Raw genomic sequence first — 16,677 nt, forward strand, 5'->3', positions numbered from 1 at the left:
AGGAGGAGCGGAGTGTAGGCAAACCTACATGAGCACCGGACTCCGAAGGTGAACGCAAGATTCGATGTCGAGTTCGCTTCGTGGTTTACTTCGTGATCAATTGGGGACTTTTTGAACAACCTCTATGCGCTTGTGACCAATCTGAACGTATGTGTGATGGGAGCTTCATTGGTTGTAGCGGATTGGGGCAGATCCACAAGAAGTCCGTCTTCTGTCTGCTGATACGAAAGTACGTCATCGCTACCGACGAGTTCGATCCGCTCTACCTTTTCCAGATAAGGAATGATTAACTGTGGTTGTACGGTCTCATTCTCGTTTCGGTATATACGGAAGGCATACACGGTGTTGATCTCTTCTTTCTGTGTGAAAGCCCAATCTTTCGTAAAATATGGCCCGCAGATCCGGGTTCCATAGACGCCTTCCCCATGAGTACCCAACCATTCACCGAGGCCCTTGATGCCTCGAATTGCCCCTTTTGGCAGACGCCCATCGGGTTGTGGACCTACATTCAGCGCCAGGTTACCGCCCTTGGACACAACTTCGAGTAGAATATGTGCCAGCTGTCTTCCCGTTTTATACTGATCATCGAATCCGAAGGCAAAGGAGTTCCCCACGGTAATACAGCTCTCCCATGGAATGTTCATCGGATGTTCCGGTATGGTCTGCTCGGGGGTAACGATATTCTCATACGCCCCACCCACGGTGCGATCTGCGGACAGGAGCCAAGGTTGTGTGGTCTTACGCGCCCGTTCCACGACTTCTCCAAGCCTGATATCCTGACCATGGCGACCTTCGCGCACCCATCCAGCATCCAGCCACAGACATTCGATTCGCCCGTAATTCGTCAGTAGCTCCATGATCTGCTCATGTGTGAACTCCACGAATTTCTCCCACAGCCACGGATACTTATGGGGATCATACGAGGGCCCGCGCCACATATGACGTCCACGCTCCATGCCCGGTGCCCAGTAATACGGGGTATGCCAGTCCGCTTTGGAGAAATACGCTGAGATGCCCAGTCCTTTGGCCCGAAATGCATCAAATAATGCTCGACAGATGTCCGCATACTTATGGGTATGAAAAGGCGTGTCCTTGCCCGTTATCCGGTAATCCGTCGTCTTGGTATCCCACATGCAGAAACCGTCATGGTGCTTGGTGGTGAACAGGAAATATTTGAACCCGTTATCTGCCGCCATTTGTGCCCATTCCTCAGGCTGGAAACGAATCGGATTGAAGGTTTTGTTCAGATCAAAATATTCCCGCTTGAAGTCTTCCATGTCATCCGTCCAGTCGATGTCATCGCGCGACCAATCGCCATCTTCGTCGCTCAGCGCCCAAGATTCCACGAGGCCAAGCTGGGAATACGGCCCCCAGTGCATCATCAACCCCAGCTTCTGATCCTTGAACCACTCCAACCGCTCATTCAGCAGCGGGTCCTCCGGTTTGATCCACTCGTCCTCTTTGCTAAAATTGTGCACGCCGGCTTCGACAAACTGCTCTTCCTGCTCCAGTACGGTTTCTTTGGCTTCGCTCATCCTGTTTCATCTCCTTTGGATTGGATAAAAGATAAACCATGCATGTTACGCCTGGTCACTCCGAGTGCAGTACCATCTTCCGATCGCTGTTATCCCCGGATTTCTTTTATTTCACTTTATAATTGTTGGAAATCCGGTGATAAAGGCGAGCGCTTCGCTTCTTCAGATTGGTTCTGCACTCTCCGTTTTGGCGTAAACGCTAGTTTAACTATTAAGGGGCGTAGTAACTTTGTTATTTCGAGTGCGGTGCCATCTTCAATCACTATGGAACCCCTTATTTCCCTTGTCTCTATAAGGGAAATCCAAGCTGCTGATCCTGGTGAATAAGTAGAATATTTCTTAAGGAACACAGGGCGTCTTATTTAACCTTATGATCCTCTTTTAAAATTGTAAGGAACATCAGACACGTTATTTCCCGAAATTAGCTGATAAAAACGCTGTAAACTGCTGCTTATTCTGATATTGGATGTGTCAGATTCCTTAGATTTCGACTAGCGCTCCGAATCCTTAAATAAGATGTCTGAGATTCGTTAGCATTCGCTCCCTACTCTGCTCCACCGGCGAGCGGGAAGGACGAATCCACACCCGCCCGGAGCGGAGCTTTTCATTGAAAAGGAGCGAAGTGCTCATAACTTTCAATGCACGGGAGTAGTAAAGTATCAACTTGAGCATCTCCGTATTGCAAGGCCCCAATTACAGCGTGATTTCGCGGCCCTGGCGTGCTGATTCGTAGATGGCACAGAGCATCTTCATTACCTCGACGCCGTCTTCGACGGGGCTAAGTGTTTCTTTGCGGCCCTGTGTACTATCGATAAAATGGTTGATTTCATTGCGGAACGATCCCATAAAGTCGAATGATTTGAAATCCACCTGTGGCGTCATGTTCAAAATGGTGTTGAATTTCTCGCTAATGATCGAAATTTCCGGCTCCAGCTCGGCACCGCCTTTATCGCCATATAGCTTTACCGAAGTCTCATCCGCTTTAGCATGGAGCGTGAAGCTGACATCCACGAGTAGGCTCGCACCGTTCTCGAAACGAATCAGTGCATTCGCCATGTCCTCAACGGTGTTCTGCCCCGCGTCATAGTCCGCTGCCTTGTAGAACGACAGATTGTTAATATTCGAGCGGTTTCCCAATCGATTGGACACGTTGGCGGAGACGGATTTCACCTTTGGTCTGCCCATGAGATACCAGCAAATGTCGATTACATGCACCCCGATATCGATCAGCGGACCACCACCAGAACGGTTGATATCCGAGAACCAGCCACCCGGATTGCCCAGACGACGAAGACTGGAGGCTTTGGCATAATAGATCTCGCCCAGCTCACCCTCGTCGATAAACTTCTTCAGAATTTGTGCATTGTCGCTATATCGGCGAACAAAACCGACTTGCAGCAGCTTTCCACTGCGATGAACCGCCTTCTCTACTTCGAGGGCATCCTCCACCGTTTGGCAGAGTGGTTTCTCACACAGCACGTTTTTGCCCGCGTCCAGAGCAGCAATACTAATCTCCGCATGGGAGTCGTTCCATGTACAGATGCTGACGGAATGGATCTCAGGCAGTGCGAGCAATTCTTTGTAATCGGTAAACACATGAGGTGCATTATATTGCTTCGCCACTTCTGTGGCACGTTCTGCATTCAGGTCGCAGATAGCGTATATTTCAACGTCCGGGTTACTGGCGTAGGCTTGCAAATGGCAATCGGATATGGATCCGGCACCGATAACGGCGACTTTCAATTTGGACATAGTGCTGACTCCTCCATCGTTTTCATATGAATTGACTCAAGAAATTATACTCGGCTTAACGTAACGACGGTGAATGCTTGGACTTTCGGCCGCTGTTGTCTGCAAATTTCTTTTATTGACCGCTCTAGCGGTTGAAATCCGCAGACAAAGGCGGTCGCTAACGCTCCTACAGTTCCAAGCTTCCCCTCTGTTACTCACGCCTTCTTTAACATTTGATTCAATTTTATTCATTTAAAACAAGTACTCAGCCCTATGCCTCTTCCCATAGGCGGCGGACGTTATCCATGGCAATGCGTGAGGCGGTTTTACAATCCTCCATGCCTTCAAATTCTACCGAGATATATCCGTCGTACCCGGATTGTTTCAACACCCGGAACACCTCAGGCATGTCGATATCGCCATGGCCCACAATGGCACCGCGCAGGTAATTGCCATGCGAGGTTTGGAACCAGCCTTCACCGGGGTTCCGGTAGGAAGGTCTCCAGTAGAAGTCTTTGGCGTGCACGATCGACGCGTACGGAATGTTATTTTTTACGGCACTCACCGGGTCTTCGTCCACACAGAGGAAATTGCCGACATCCAGCGTGGTCTTAAAGTTACTCCGCGCCGTTTCTTGTAACAAACGCTGAATTCGCTCACTCGACTGCACATAGTACCCATGGTTCTCCACGCTTGTTGTGATTCCAAAATCCGCTGCATAATCGGCTATCCGCTGACAAGCCTTCACCAATACCGGCAGGTCGATCTTGAACTGTGCTACGGTTCCCTCTGGTGCAGGGCGGAAAGCCACGTCATGACGCATTAACTTCACACCGAGCGCTGCAGCCACATCCACATGTCGCATCACATTCTGGATCTCTTGCTCCAACGCTTCGGCGTCCTCCTGAACAGCGAAGTTTGCGCCGATGGCGTAATTGGAAATGTCGATCCCGACCTCTTTTGCCACAGCTTTAATCTCATCAATCAACTCCGGATTATCGATCAGACTGAATCCCATCGGTACAATCTCCACATGTTCCCCGCCCTGATCGGCGATCCAACGAATGGCATCTGGTACGTTTAATTCTTTGCGATCCAATGCTTGTTGCAGACTGTAGGTGCTGAGTCCAACTTTCATTTTTCCTCATCCTCTCCTTTAGGACGTGTCTCAAAACTCACTGAAGTGCATCTTTTACCGCCTTTTCGCCCCCTGCTGCGTCACTTTCCCTTGACGTGCCCCGGCACGCCTGCGGAAAATTTCCTTGCTTGGAACGAAAATTCGGCAAAATCTGCGTCCTTCGGAGTTTTCAGACACGCCCTAGTCGATGTCCATACCCAACGTATACCTTTTTCCGGCGGACACGACAATTCTCAATAATCGTTTTGCTCTACTATTTTCCTTTTTCTAGCCCAAATCCGGTGTATCTACAAACGTTACGGCCTGATCAGCCGTCTGATGAAGCTCGAATACCATGATTTCATTCTCACCTTCATGGAGGAACGGGGCTGGTACATATAACGTTTTTTGCGGTCCTTTATTCCAGTAGCGCCCCAGATTGAATCCGTTTACAAATACAACTCCCTTCGTCCAGCTATCCAGTCGCAGAAAAGTATCTCTTACATTCGTGATATTAAACTCTCCTCGATAAAATGCTGGTCCCTTTACTTCATTAACTGTTTCGTTAATTGCCTCGCTAATCACATCACTAAATTGTAAACCCGACAGATCAGTTAATGGCAGACAATGAATCGTCCAATCATATAAAAATTGAAAGCCATGTCGTACCCCCTCCGTAATCCCCTTCGGATCTCTCAGGTATGGACCATAATTAATTCGCCCCATATTTTCGACAAGGATCAATAGTTCTGCGCCCTCTGGCGGTACTTCAAAGGAAATCAATAATTCCGTATTGCCCCGCTCGAACACACCTTGAAATTGCCCATCAACAAACACAAGCGCACGGTCACGCACCTCCTGAACCACCAGTTCCTGTCCCTCCCTTGGGCCGGATATTCGGGTTTGATAACAAATAAAGCCATAATCCTGACCCAGCTTCTCCATCGGTTCCGGATTCGTGCGTTGTACCGGGACTGATATCCGGTCCATCTGCGCCAGTAATGACGCCTGTTGGGTCAACTCCACTCGCCCATAGGCGATAGTCCCCTTCGATTTTGGTAGCACAAGCTCACCCAGATCTTCATTGCTATACCGAGCAATAAGATCACGTACGGCATGGAACTTCGCTGTCGGCTCCCCGGATTCGCTGAGCAGTGAATCGTAGTCGTAACTTGTAATTGTGGGTTCGTATTGATCCTTCTGCTGACAGTTCGCCCCATTGTAAAATCCAAAGTTTGTTCCACCGTGGAACATATAAAAGTTAACCGAAGCTCCTGCTCGAAGCATCTCCTCAAACACACCAGCCACATCTGTGGCTTCTCGGGTGTGATGTGACTCACCCCAGTGATCGAACCAGCCGTTCCAATACTCCATGCACATCAAAGGTTCATCCGCCTGATATTCACGCAACTTGGCGAACGCTCCTTCCGTTCCTGATCCAAAATTAACTGTAGCCAGATGCCCCGGGACTGATCCCGCTTGCAGCATGTGGTCTGTCGGTCCGTCCGAGGTAAATAACAACACATCCATACCGCGCTCCACCATGCCCTCACGTAAATATCGCAGGTAACTCGCGTCGTTCCCGAAGCTGCCGTACTCATTTTCAATCTGCATTGCAATGATCGGCCCGCCATGGGTGCTCAGAAGAGGTTTCAACTTGGGCAAAAGCACATCATAATAACGATCCACATTCTCCAGAAATTTTGCATCACTACACCGCAGACGAATTTCATCATCGGCAAGCAGCCAGGCAGGTAATCCGCCAAACTCCCACTCGGCACATATATAAGGACTTGGACGAACAATCACATGCAGACCCACATCTCCCGCAATGCGAATAAAACGTTCCAGATCAGCCATGCCTTCAAAACAATACTGGCCCGGCTGGGGCTCATGAACATTCCACGGCACATACGTTTCCACCGTATTGAAACCGCAGGCTTTCAGCTTGAGTAACCGATCCTCCCAATAGTCGGGGACCACTCTGAAATAATGAATGGCACCCGACAAAATCTGAATGGGCTCGCCATCATACATAAATTGTGAACCTTTATACGTTAGCACGGCCATATTACAACCCTCCCCGCTCGCTCAGATATATGCCTAACCCGGACAACGTAGGGCACCATCTGGATTCATGAATGCTTAAACGCATCTTTCTCGATGTAACCTGTGGGAAACAGCAAATTCGCTTATACCCCACCACCGTCCCCTTGTAAAACTCTTCCCAACCACCATCTGCCCTCTGCGACTCCAGCGTAAAACGCTCAATCCGTTGGCCTGTCTGGATATGTTCCATCAGCACCACCCGGTCAAACGATCGTTCCCCCTGCAAATCCAGCTCGATCCAAGCCTGCTCCGTTCCTTCGTGAGGACACCAATACGTATCCCGTCGTTCCGTGAGCACTTCCGATACGGCATGTTGTTCATCCATCGTCTCCGATGCTTTTACCAGCGCCTGCAAGGCGAAATTTTCCTGAAAAATGGTGCGCAGTGAATCTCCCAATTCCTGTAGTCGCTCCACATCCCGCTCGTGAATGAGACCACGCATATCCGGTGGCAGATTGAGTAAAAAGGTGGCGTTGCCCCCCACTGCGCCGTAATAGACGGCGAGCAGTTCTTCCAGTGTTTTGACCTGATCATCTTCACTGGCATGATAGAACCATCCTGGGCGAATCGAGGTATTCACCTCGGCAGGGTACCAGATCAGTTGCTCACCTTGGGAACGAATGACCTCTCGGCTTCCCAAATCACCGTCCTGCGTATTGATCCTTGTGGCGAACTCACCATCATCCACCTGTTGCGATTGCTCCTGAATCTTCTCATTATCCTGCATATGCGCTGGCACAACGCTCCATTCCGATTCCCGTGTGTGTCCCGCTTCATTGCCACACCAGCGAACATCCGGGCCACATACCGAGATGACTGCTTCGGGCTGAAGTTCACGAATAAGCGCATAATAGGCGTCCCAGTCATAGACCTGCCTTTTGCCATTCGGACCCTCCCCACACGCACCGTCGAACCATACACAGAAGATGTCGCCATAATTCGTAAGCAGCTCGCGCAACTGTTGGAGGAAAAACTCGTTATACCTCTCGGAATCTCCATAAGTGGCTTCATGCCGATCCCAAGGAGACAGGTACACGCCAAACTTCAATCCACCCTCACGACAAGCATCGACGACTTCCCGAACCAAATCCCCCGTACCATTCCTCCACGGACTAGCCGCGACCGTATGCGCTGTAAACTGACTGGGCCACAAACAAAATCCATCATGATGCTTACATGTCAGAATCAGCCCCTTCATCCCCGCAGCCTTGCACGCCTGTATCCATTGCGTTGCGCTCAGTTCAGAAGGATTGAAAATCGCCGGGTCTTCCTCCCCAGTGCCCCATTCCTGATCCGTAAATGTATTTACCGTAAAATGAATAAACGCGTAGAACTCCATCTCCTGCCACCTCAGCTGGCGTTCGGATGGGCTGACCTGTGCTGCGGACTTAATCCATTCGGCTGGTTGCAGTTCTTGATTCATGGCGTATCACTCCTTTTATTTCGTACATTCCTATGTCACTAGATCTCCATCGCTTGGATCGCTACTCAGTGCACTACTGTCCATGAAATGGCTGTGATGCAAGCAATAACTGCTGCTTGGCTTCTTCAACCAAATGTGGATCAATAGGATAATTAAAGCTGCCTTTGTACCTCACGCCTGATCCCATATGGATTTCCGTGATACCCGTCTGACTCACTAGCGTTTGAATTCCCTCTATGGTGACCCCCGACCCTGCCATGACAGCGATGTTCAAGGTTTGCCCCAATTGCTGAAGCTGTTTCAGTTCCAGTATGGCTTCAGGTGCTGTCTGTTTCCCTCCCGATGTAAGCACACGCTCCACGTTGCCCAATGTGTTAATAGCCTTGAGCGCCTCAGTCAAGCTTGTGCTCACATCAATTGCACGATGAAACGTAACGCCCAAACCCTGAGCTTCGGCCATACATAATTGCATGGGTAAAAGGTCCACTTCACCATCTCCGGTGAGGGCACCGATTACGATGCCAGCGGCTCCAAGTTCCCTCGCCACGCGTACATCCCGGGTCATAGCGTGGATGTCATCTGGGCTATAGCGGAACGAGCGGCTATGGGGACGGATCATGACATACACCGGAATGGATACCTGGGATACCACATGCTCCATGACACCATAACTGGGGGTAAGTCCTCCTTCAGACATCGCAGACACCAGCTCAATCCGATCAGCCCCTCCCTCCTCAGCTGCTCTGGCATCTTCCACATTCACAGCAATGACTTCCAATACAGGCTGTCTTTCCATAAGGTCGCTCCCTTCACTTCATCGTAGATTATTCCAGAACCGTTAACCCGTATCGATACACATCTCTCGAACTGCACACAGCCTGATCCATGACATAAAGGACCGACTAAACGCTTCATCAGCGCTCCTGCGGTCCTTCTTCATCATTATTTGACGACGGTCAGCTTCTTAATCTGCAAAGGCTGACCTTCCTGAACGATATATGGTTTGTCGGCAATGATCTTCATGATTGGATTCTCCTTTGGGGACCGGAATGGGCTAGCAAATAGAGAGTGCAATGGATTTCATCACTTTATCTAATGAGTTTTGTTATTTTTGTTATTTGTAATGTTATTATTTATTAGCAATAGTCTAAAACGTTAGGATCAGAACGTCAATACAAAAAAAGACACCCGGAGGGTGTCTTCGTGTCTTGGATAACCTTCTCGTTATCCGAGCTTTTTCTATTTTCTACGCCGAGCCTTCGTCATTCGATTAAACATAATCAGTGCAGCAATGATCATGGCTATCATGGCAATATTACTCGCCACTTCTTGTGATAATCCGAAAAGAACTCCCAGGTTAGTCACCAGGCCTCTCACAATCAGCGCCACCACAACCAGCAGAATTGGACTCAAAAAATTATAATTTCTCATTCCTCGCAACACCCCTGACCCCATTGTTCAGAACTACGAATCTCATAACACTATCATAACAGTAGCTATTCTGTGTTACAACAAAGGACACCCGCGTACAGTGTCCTTTGTCATATACCAACGTATTCTGCTTTGGATGACAGAACAACCTTCCGATTGCTCTTATCACCTGATATTTCCGATTATCTTCTAGACCTGCTTGAATTCGATCCAGTCAATCTGGAGGCCTGGTTTGGTGAAGTCCAGTTTCAATTCATACAGTCCTGCTTCAAGGTCTACTTTGACAAGTTTCTGTCTGATCCATTTACCTTCCGTACCATTCGTTTGAATGGTGGTTACCAACTGGTCATTCAAGAGCAGGTTACATGCACTTTGAGCGAGTTCCGGCTCTGGGGACATGATCTGTACGATAATCCGATAATGGCCGGCCTCGCTCACTTTCATGTAGACGGGTTCAGCTACTGCAGGTTTCACCTGTGCGTTCTCAACCAGATCCTGAGCTTGTGCAGCAGATAGGGAGGCATTCGCTTGGAACGAAGCGACATTCTCCACGATCTCATGTTTTCTGCCGGACACCGGTGCATTCATGATGAACTTGCAGATATTAATCGCCGAGCGTTGCAGCTCTCCGCGAGTCAATGTTCCATTTTCCAAGGATTCAATCGTGTTGTCGTCCCAGCCATTGATCTCTGCGCCGTAGTTCGGTACAACCATGTAGAGATCATTCTGCGCACGAATCATCCAGTTGGTGTATTTGCGATCAGCCTCGCCACCTTCGGTCACATCGTTCATAATCGCCCACCAGTCGGTCATTACGATTCCGTCGAAATTCCATTCGCCACGCAAAATCGTGGTGTTCAGGTCGTAGTTGGATGCCGCCCAGTGTCCGTTAACCGGGTTGTAGGAGGTCATGATGGAGTTTGCTCCGCCTTCTTTTACAGCGATTTCGAACCCTTTCAGGTAAATTTCACGCAGTGCACGTTCGGAGACAACAGCATCTACTTTACTGCGGTGTTTCTCCTGATTGTTGCAGGCAAAGTGTTTCAGTGTGGCATTGGAACCACCCTTCATAATACCTTTTGTACATGCTGCTGCAAATACACCCGAGATTAGTGGATCTTCAGAGAAGTACTCAAAGTTCCGGCCATTGAGCGGGCTCCGGCGGATATTGAGTCCAGGTCCGAGCAGGGTATCCACCTGATTTCTCAGTAATTCCTGTCCTTCCATCACATACAACTCTTCAACAAGATCCTTGTTCCATGTCGCAGCAAGCAACGTACCAATGGATACCTGTGTTGCCTTCTCGCCACTATCCATACGAATACCGGACGGGCCATCTGCCGTACATGCTACCGGAATACCGTAGTTAAACAGGCTGTCGCTGACACCACCAAATGCAGATGCCGTCCCCGAAGTAACGAGCGGACTGCTCATGCCTTCACCACGGACAATCGCCGCCAGATCCTGATCACTCAGTTGAGCGATGAAGGTTTCCAGACTCACTTTGCCAGCCTTAACGTCACTCAGCTTGTGGCCCTGGTTACCTGTCTGCTCCAGCGTTTGCGGGAGATTCTGCTCAATCCGGTTTGCCATGGATATCTTACGTTTCGGTACTTCTGCATAAGTCAGTTCATAAGATCCATCTTCCTTGCGTGAACCTGGTTTCATCCGTGTAAAATCTTCAGTTGGGGCCATCGCTTCTTGCAGTTGCTCCACCAATTGAAGAGATTCAATACTATAGCCATCCTGGCCATCAATGCTGATATGCTGCACTTGTTTCACACTGGTTCCTACATGCAGTCGGTATGTGCCTTCTTCCAATACGTACGCGGAAGCAAGACCTGTAACGCCTGCATCATCGTAAGATGCCATGGCATGGATCGGGAAGCTGATCGTCAGAATTTCTGACTCGCCCGGCTGCAACAATCCTGTTTTTCCAAAAGCCACCAAAGCCTTCACCGGTTGTCCCAGTTTGCCTTGTGGTGCCTCATAATAAACTTGCACAACCTCTTTGCCCGCATATGTTGTACCTGAGTTGGTCACATTGACACGAACTTGAATGTAGGTTTCGCCGTCTTTAGACACGGATTTTGCTTCTTCGTGCTGGGCCAAAAACGTCGTATAAGACAGGCCGTAACCGAATTCAAACTGAACGCGCTCAGGTCGAAACGTTTCGAAATAACGATAACCTACATAGATATCTTCCTGATACAGGTTCTTAAACTCATTGCCGTAGTTGCTTGTCGAAGGATAATCTTCGATGGAATATGCAATCGTATCTGTCAGTTTACCGCTTGGTGTAACGTCCCCCGCCAGCACATCGGCAATCGCATTGCCACCCTCCATACCGCCATGCCAGGAGTAAATTACGCCTTGGATCGGATGTAGATGCGTTTCGTTTAACCAGCTCATGTCGATGATATTTGAGACATTCAACACAACAATTGTGTGTTCGAACTGCGAAGTGACTTGCTTCAACATCGCTTTCTCATCTTCTGTCAGTTGGTAACTTCCTGGCGCATCCGCATTATCCTGGTCTTCTCCTGCTGTACGTCCAATCACGATAATGGCTTTGCTGGATTTGCTTCTAGCCTGTGCAACAAGTTCATCCGTCAAAGGCATTTCTTTTTGATTCCATGGCTCGGCCGCCCATACTTTTCCGCCATCATCAAATGGATTTTCCTCAATCCACTTCTCATAGACAGCTGCTAGCTCTTCATTGACCGTTATATTCTTCTTGCTGCGCAGACCATCCAATAGATTCGTTGTGTAGGCTACATGAACACTACCGCCTGAACCCGTGCCGCTGCGATAATAATTGACTTGAATCCGTCCAAAAACTGAAACGTTTTCGTTTTCACGAAGTGGAAGCACTTGGCCTTCATTTCTGAGTAAAACGGCTCCTTCAGCGGCAACCGTACGACTAAACTCTGCAAACCCTTCCAATGGAACTCCGATTTGATGTGTGCTCAATGATTTCCCTCCTGATTGTCATCCCCATACCAACGAATCGCTATATATAAAATGAACTATATAAATTGAACTAAAGAATATCTACACTGGACACTCCGATGACAGAATAACCTTCCGATCGCTGTTATCCCCAGATTTTATGAATCCCCCTTATATGGGGAAAATCCGGGGATAAAGGCGAACGCTTTCGCTTCTTCAGGTTTTTTCTGTCCTCTCCGTTTCGTGTAAATGTTTAGTTCAATTTATATAACAAAACGTACACTCATTTTATAAAAAGATATTCTATGATCTGGTAGATTCACTTGTTCATAGTCTCATATTAACAGATTCTATAGAAGAAATTAAATTAGATTTGTGCTTTATTTATATTATTAAAAAATGTCCAGGATTAGCGGCATAATAAAAAGCCACGGACACCTGTTGTCCGTGGCTTTTCTTGATTTTATATTACTCATATTAAGTCGTAAGTTTCGCATACACCAAGAAGAATAACATGTCTTCGCCCATGATCACATAAGCAGGAACCCGGTAGACCAGATCAACAAGGACAAATGCCACCAGTAAGCCCACCATGACTGCCAGATGACGTGGCCGGAGTCGTAGATGTGCGTGTCTGTAACGGTGGAACACAAGTGATGTCGACAAGAAATACAGTAACGCTGATCCAAATACAAACCCCAGCATGAACACATAGTTTAACTGATTCTGATATAACAGCTGAATTGAGGCAGCGATCATACTCATAGAGATGTAGATGAACAGATGGCCGTATATGATCGCTTGCCCGGCAGTCTGAATCTCTTTGCTGACTTTTTTCTCCACGTTGTCGAAGTATTGCCACCATATCGCAATGACAAAGATGGACGTAAAGGCGGCAAACAGAATGGATTTCATATCCCAATGATCGGCTTGCAGCACAGCGATAATGCTTACCACCGATTCACCCAGCAGGATAAGTGTAAAGAGCGCGAAACGTTCCAACAAGTGATGGGTCTGAACCGGTACCTTCACCAGATTTTTGCGTCCGATCAACGGAAGTATGATGTCCACAGCAATCCCCGCATACAAGATAACGTAGCGTAACCAGGAATCGAAGAACAAAGAACCCGATGAGATCAATATGCCAATGAGGAAACAGATACCCAAATAACGGGCCGCTCGCTGCTGATGCTCGCCTTTTGACTTGTGAGCCGTCAGATACTGAATCGCCGTAAATGCCCGCGAGCCGATATATCCTATGAAGAAGGACAAGTAGTATTGGTCAAAATGGGTAGAAAGACTCGCCGTCATGACCATAACGGACAGAAGCTGAAGGATGAGGAATATTCGATGGATCAGGATGTCTTGACCATAACGGTTAATAAACAAGGTCTGACCGACCCATGCCCACCAAACAGGGATAAAAATAAGCACAAACTTCATTAAATATTCAAACGTAATTACTCCATGTTCGGCATGTAACAAGACATGACCCGCTTTGGCGACCGCTGCTACAAAGAGCAGATCGTAAAACAGCTCCAGCCAGGTAACCTTTTTCTCCATCATCCTTCGTTGCTCCTTTAGGTTTTTCTCATAATACAACGCCTGTTGCTAACTCAGTTACCTTCCCGCTGACCTGGTGACGCGCCCAGAGGAAAAACTCTGAGCGCCATCTACCTTACTTCATTGTACTGTAGCAGGTACGAGCGTTCTTACCACGATTGGTTGCAGATTGTCCTCAATTTGAGGGCGGTATTTCTCAAACCACTCTGGCAGCATCAATTTTTGTCCAAGCGAATCAGCAGGTTCATCTTTGGCAAAGCCCGGAGGATCTGTAGCAATTTCAAACAGAATGCCGCCAGCTTCTCTGAAGTAGATTGCGTTAAAGTACTGACGATCCCGAACTGGAGTTGGTTGGTACCCATAATCACGTACAGCTTCACTCCACTGTGCATGCTCCTCATCGTCTTTGGCGCGCCATGCAATATGGTGCACGGTTCCTGCGCCGCCCATACCCAGAGCCATACGGGTCACTGGAACATCTACGACATTACCGATATCCCCGCTGGACCGGAAACGAGCATACTCTTCATTTTCACTCACTCTGACAAATCCCAAAATTTTCTCAAGAGCATCCATCGTTCTTTGCGGGTTAACACTGAACAGGACAGCACCACCAAAGCCTTTGATTGCTTTATCTGTTGGAATGCCTTCGTGTGCCCAAGTGCTGGTTGCTCCCTCTTCCCGTTCAACAAGCTCAAGCCGCAGGCCTTCGCCATCTTCGAATTGAAGCAGGTCTTCATTGAAGCGACTTGTTTTGGTTACCTCAATGTTATACTGTTCCAGCCGATTCTGCCAGAAGCCAATCGACCCAGGAGGAATGACATAGGAAGTGATGCCGACCTGACCTCCACCAATTTTCCCCCGTGGTGATCCAGCGGATGGGAAGAAGGTAATGATGGTACCTGGGCTTCCGTGCTCATCGCCAAAATACAGATGATATACATCAGGTGCATCGAAGTTGATTGTTTTTTTCACCAGACGAAGTCCCAGAACTCCGGCATAAAAATCAACGTTGGCCTGTGGATCTCCTGCGAAAGCTGTAATATGGTGAATACCTGCTGTTTGAATAGTCATGATTATTTCCTCCTTGGTTTGGTAAGCATGTTTTGAATTGAGTAGGTGTTGTACATATTTGAGTTAGTTAAATGAGTTAGATAATTGATTTATAGTAAGTTTGTATTATCTTTAAATTAAGATATATGGTCTAGCGAATTGTATTCTAGTCGTTATTTTGATTGGCCTGTTCTTGTTTCAATTTATCAGGAGTCACGTCATCGCCGTTTGGATCATAGATGGTTGCATTCAGCAGAATGTCGTTGACCGAACCGCGAAAAGTTTGCAGATATTCCTGGCGAAGACGAACCTGTTCCTCTTTCTCCATCTCCGTCAATCCGCCCTCTTTGGCTTTTCTTGAAAGTTCATTTATTCTGGTCAATGTTGGGATAATCATCTTGATCTCTCCTTGTGTAATGGATTAAAGATATTTATTTGGGTTGCTATTTATATTTAAATTAAATATCTTAAGTTAAAGATAAATGATTTGTGAGCAGTTGTCAACTCTTTTATCAAAATTAAATAACTGCACTCGTTCCTCTGCTCTACGCCATGTTGCTTTAACTATGTACCCATACCAAAAAGGGCTAGCTCCGCAGTAATTTCACTTACTACGAACCTAGCCCTACATGTATTTATTTGATTAGCCCAGCTTTTGACCACAATTTGGACAGAAGTTGGCTCCTTCATTTTTGGCTCCACAGTTCGGGCAGAAGTTTGGCTTCTTGTTGCCTTCTGTAGATGAAGAGTTACCTGAATCACCGTTGCTATTTCCCGCTGGTTTCTGGTCGTTATTTTGATTCTGAGACGAATTGGAATTATTGTTCTGGTTTTGGCCTTGATTCTGGTTCATGTTTTTCATCATTTCATTGGCCATGTTCATACCCATCATCATGCCAGCCATATCTGAGGCCGCGCCGCCGCCCTGTACTTTACCGGATGAGATGCCGTCTGTCATACTCACCTGTTGATACTTTTGCAGATTACCAATCATCTCATGCGAAGCGGTCTTTGTAATCATATCCTGAATCTCTTTCGGATAATTGAAGCTCATCACTTGGAAACCGGTAATCCCAATGCCGATATCCATCATCTGCATATCAAGATCTTCCTGAATCCCTTTGGCAATATCCGATGCGTTGGCCTGCAGGTTGAACATATCCTTCCCTTCACGGCTAATCCACTTCATTAGAAGCTGATCCAGCACGGAAGTTATTCGGATTTTGACATCCTCCACCAGATAACTCTGCTTGATGCCTGCAATCTTATCAATCAGGGTCACGTAGTCACTTACTTTGAAATTAAATGTTCCGTTAGCCCGAATTGGCATCCCGCCCGGGAGCTGTGGTGTTGGAATCAACACCGGACTTTGCGTGCCCCAGCGCACGGTGAACTCTTTTGTATTTACAAACAAGACTTCGACCCGCATGCCACTGTTGAATCCGAATTTGAACCCTTTTAATGTAGAAAGGAATGGAATGATCTCGGAATCGATATTAAATGATCCTTCGTCCTCGAAAATTCCTTCCACTTTACCGTTATTTAGGAAAATGGCGTCCTGACCGGAACGGATGATCAGTTTACTCCCCTTCTTGATCTCCCGGTTGCTCCACTTCCAAAATATCATGTCATCTCTAAACTCTTCCCATTCCACCACATTCGAAAATTGATTTCTGAAAAATCCCATATTCGTTTCCATCCCTTCTATTAGTAAGCATTGTGTGTCATCATGCCTGCGTTAAGTTATTGCGAGTGTCCGTGAT

Annotated in this window: 13 protein-coding genes; all 13 read right to left on the minus strand. The window is 47.6% G+C overall.

All coding sequences use genetic code 11. The features are described 5' to 3' along the window. Window positions 1–122 precede the first annotated feature (122 nt). The 13 genes from C161_RS29110 to C161_RS29165 all read right to left on the minus strand — a co-directional run bounded on the left by C161_RS29110 (window position 123) and on the right by C161_RS29165 (window position 16,601). Complete coding sequence (locus C161_RS29110) at window positions 123–1,535, minus strand: alpha-L-fucosidase (protein WP_036616331.1); 1,413 nt, start codon at window positions 1,533–1,535, stop codon at window positions 123–125. Window positions 1,536–2,228: 693 nt separating this feature from the next. After that, window positions 2,229–3,287: a Gfo/Idh/MocA family protein gene (locus tag C161_RS29115; protein ID WP_036616328.1), complete on the minus strand. Its 1,059-nt coding sequence runs from the start codon at window positions 3,285–3,287 to the stop codon at window positions 2,229–2,231. A gap of 250 nt (window positions 3,288–3,537) precedes the next feature. Further along, window positions 3,538–4,404 (minus strand): sugar phosphate isomerase/epimerase family protein, encoded by an 867-nt coding sequence (locus C161_RS29120; RefSeq protein ID WP_036674694.1) that lies wholly within the window; start codon window positions 4,402–4,404, stop codon window positions 3,538–3,540. 54 nt (window positions 4,405–4,458) lie between these two features. Continuing rightward, window positions 4,459–4,581 (minus strand): hypothetical protein, encoded by a 123-nt coding sequence (locus C161_RS33385; protein WP_268745237.1) that lies wholly within the window; start codon window positions 4,579–4,581, stop codon window positions 4,459–4,461. A gap of 90 nt (window positions 4,582–4,671) precedes the next feature. Then, window positions 4,672–6,453, minus strand: a complete 1,782-nt coding sequence (locus tag C161_RS29125) for a glycoside hydrolase family 35 protein (protein WP_036674696.1) — start codon at window positions 6,451–6,453, stop codon at window positions 4,672–4,674. Window position 6,454: 1 nt separating this feature from the next. Then, window positions 6,455–7,915 carry an alpha-L-fucosidase gene (locus C161_RS29130; protein ID WP_036674698.1) on the minus strand — a complete coding sequence of 487 codons (1,461 nt, stop codon included), beginning with the start codon at window positions 7,913–7,915 and terminating at the stop codon, window positions 6,455–6,457. Window positions 7,916–7,988: 73 nt separating this feature from the next. Further along, window positions 7,989–8,711, minus strand: coding sequence for a copper homeostasis protein CutC (locus C161_RS29135; RefSeq protein ID WP_036674700.1), 723 nt, complete (start codon window positions 8,709–8,711; stop codon window positions 7,989–7,991). Window positions 8,712–9,154: 443 nt separating this feature from the next. Further along, complete coding sequence (locus C161_RS29140) at window positions 9,155–9,346, minus strand: hypothetical protein (RefSeq protein WP_017691199.1); 192 nt, start codon at window positions 9,344–9,346, stop codon at window positions 9,155–9,157. A 189-nt stretch (window positions 9,347–9,535) separates the two neighbouring features. After that, window positions 9,536–12,319, minus strand: a complete 2,784-nt coding sequence (locus tag C161_RS29145) for a glycoside hydrolase family 3 C-terminal domain-containing protein (RefSeq protein WP_036674702.1) — start codon at window positions 12,317–12,319, stop codon at window positions 9,536–9,538. 456 nt (window positions 12,320–12,775) lie between these two features. Beyond that, window positions 12,776–13,864, minus strand: a complete 1,089-nt coding sequence (locus C161_RS29150; protein WP_036674704.1) for a low temperature requirement protein A — start codon at window positions 13,862–13,864, stop codon at window positions 12,776–12,778. A gap of 117 nt (window positions 13,865–13,981) precedes the next feature. Beyond that, window positions 13,982–14,935 carry a ring-cleaving dioxygenase gene (locus C161_RS29155; RefSeq protein ID WP_036674706.1) on the minus strand — a complete coding sequence of 318 codons (954 nt, stop codon included), beginning with the start codon at window positions 14,933–14,935 and terminating at the stop codon, window positions 13,982–13,984. A gap of 145 nt (window positions 14,936–15,080) precedes the next feature. Continuing rightward, window positions 15,081–15,311, minus strand: a complete 231-nt coding sequence (locus C161_RS29160; RefSeq protein WP_036674708.1) for a DUF896 domain-containing protein — start codon at window positions 15,309–15,311, stop codon at window positions 15,081–15,083. 246 nt (window positions 15,312–15,557) lie between these two features. After that, window positions 15,558–16,601 carry an SPFH domain-containing protein gene (locus tag C161_RS29165; protein WP_036674710.1) on the minus strand — a complete coding sequence of 348 codons (1,044 nt, stop codon included), beginning with the start codon at window positions 16,599–16,601 and terminating at the stop codon, window positions 15,558–15,560. Window positions 16,602–16,677 lie beyond the last annotated feature (76 nt).

The sequence above is a fragment of the Paenibacillus sp. FSL R5-192 genome, from assembly GCF_000517845.1.
GTDB classification, from domain to species: Bacteria; Bacillota; Bacilli; order Paenibacillales; family Paenibacillaceae; genus Paenibacillus; species Paenibacillus amylolyticus.

Coding starts and splice junctions, on each gene's coding strand:
- C161_RS29110 (WP_036616331.1), bottom strand. CDS start 1,535: ATGAGCGAAGCCAAAGAAACCGTACTGGAGCAGGAAGAGCAGTTTGTC.
- C161_RS29115 (WP_036616328.1), bottom strand. CDS start 3,287: ATGTCCAAATTGAAAGTCGCCGTTATCGGTGCCGGATCCATATCCGAT.
- C161_RS29120 (WP_036674694.1), bottom strand. CDS start 4,404: ATGAAAGTTGGACTCAGCACCTACAGTCTGCAACAAGCATTGGATCGC.
- C161_RS29125 (WP_036674696.1), bottom strand. CDS start 6,453: ATGGCCGTGCTAACGTATAAAGGTTCACAATTTATGTATGATGGCGAG.
- C161_RS29130 (WP_036674698.1), bottom strand. CDS start 7,915: ATGAATCAAGAACTGCAACCAGCCGAATGGATTAAGTCCGCAGCACAG.
- C161_RS29135 (WP_036674700.1), bottom strand. CDS start 8,711: ATGGAAAGACAGCCTGTATTGGAAGTCATTGCTGTGAATGTGGAAGAT.
- C161_RS29140 (WP_017691199.1), bottom strand. CDS start 9,346: ATGAGAAATTATAATTTTTTGAGTCCAATTCTGCTGGTTGTGGTGGCG.
- C161_RS29150 (WP_036674704.1), bottom strand. CDS start 13,864: ATGATGGAGAAAAAGGTTACCTGGCTGGAGCTGTTTTACGATCTGCTC.
- C161_RS29155 (WP_036674706.1), bottom strand. CDS start 14,935: ATGACTATTCAAACAGCAGGTATTCACCATATTACAGCTTTCGCAGGA.
- C161_RS29160 (WP_036674708.1), bottom strand. CDS start 15,311: ATGATTATCCCAACATTGACCAGAATAAATGAACTTTCAAGAAAAGCC.
- C161_RS29165 (WP_036674710.1), bottom strand. CDS start 16,601: ATGGGATTTTTCAGAAATCAATTTTCGAATGTGGTGGAATGGGAAGAG.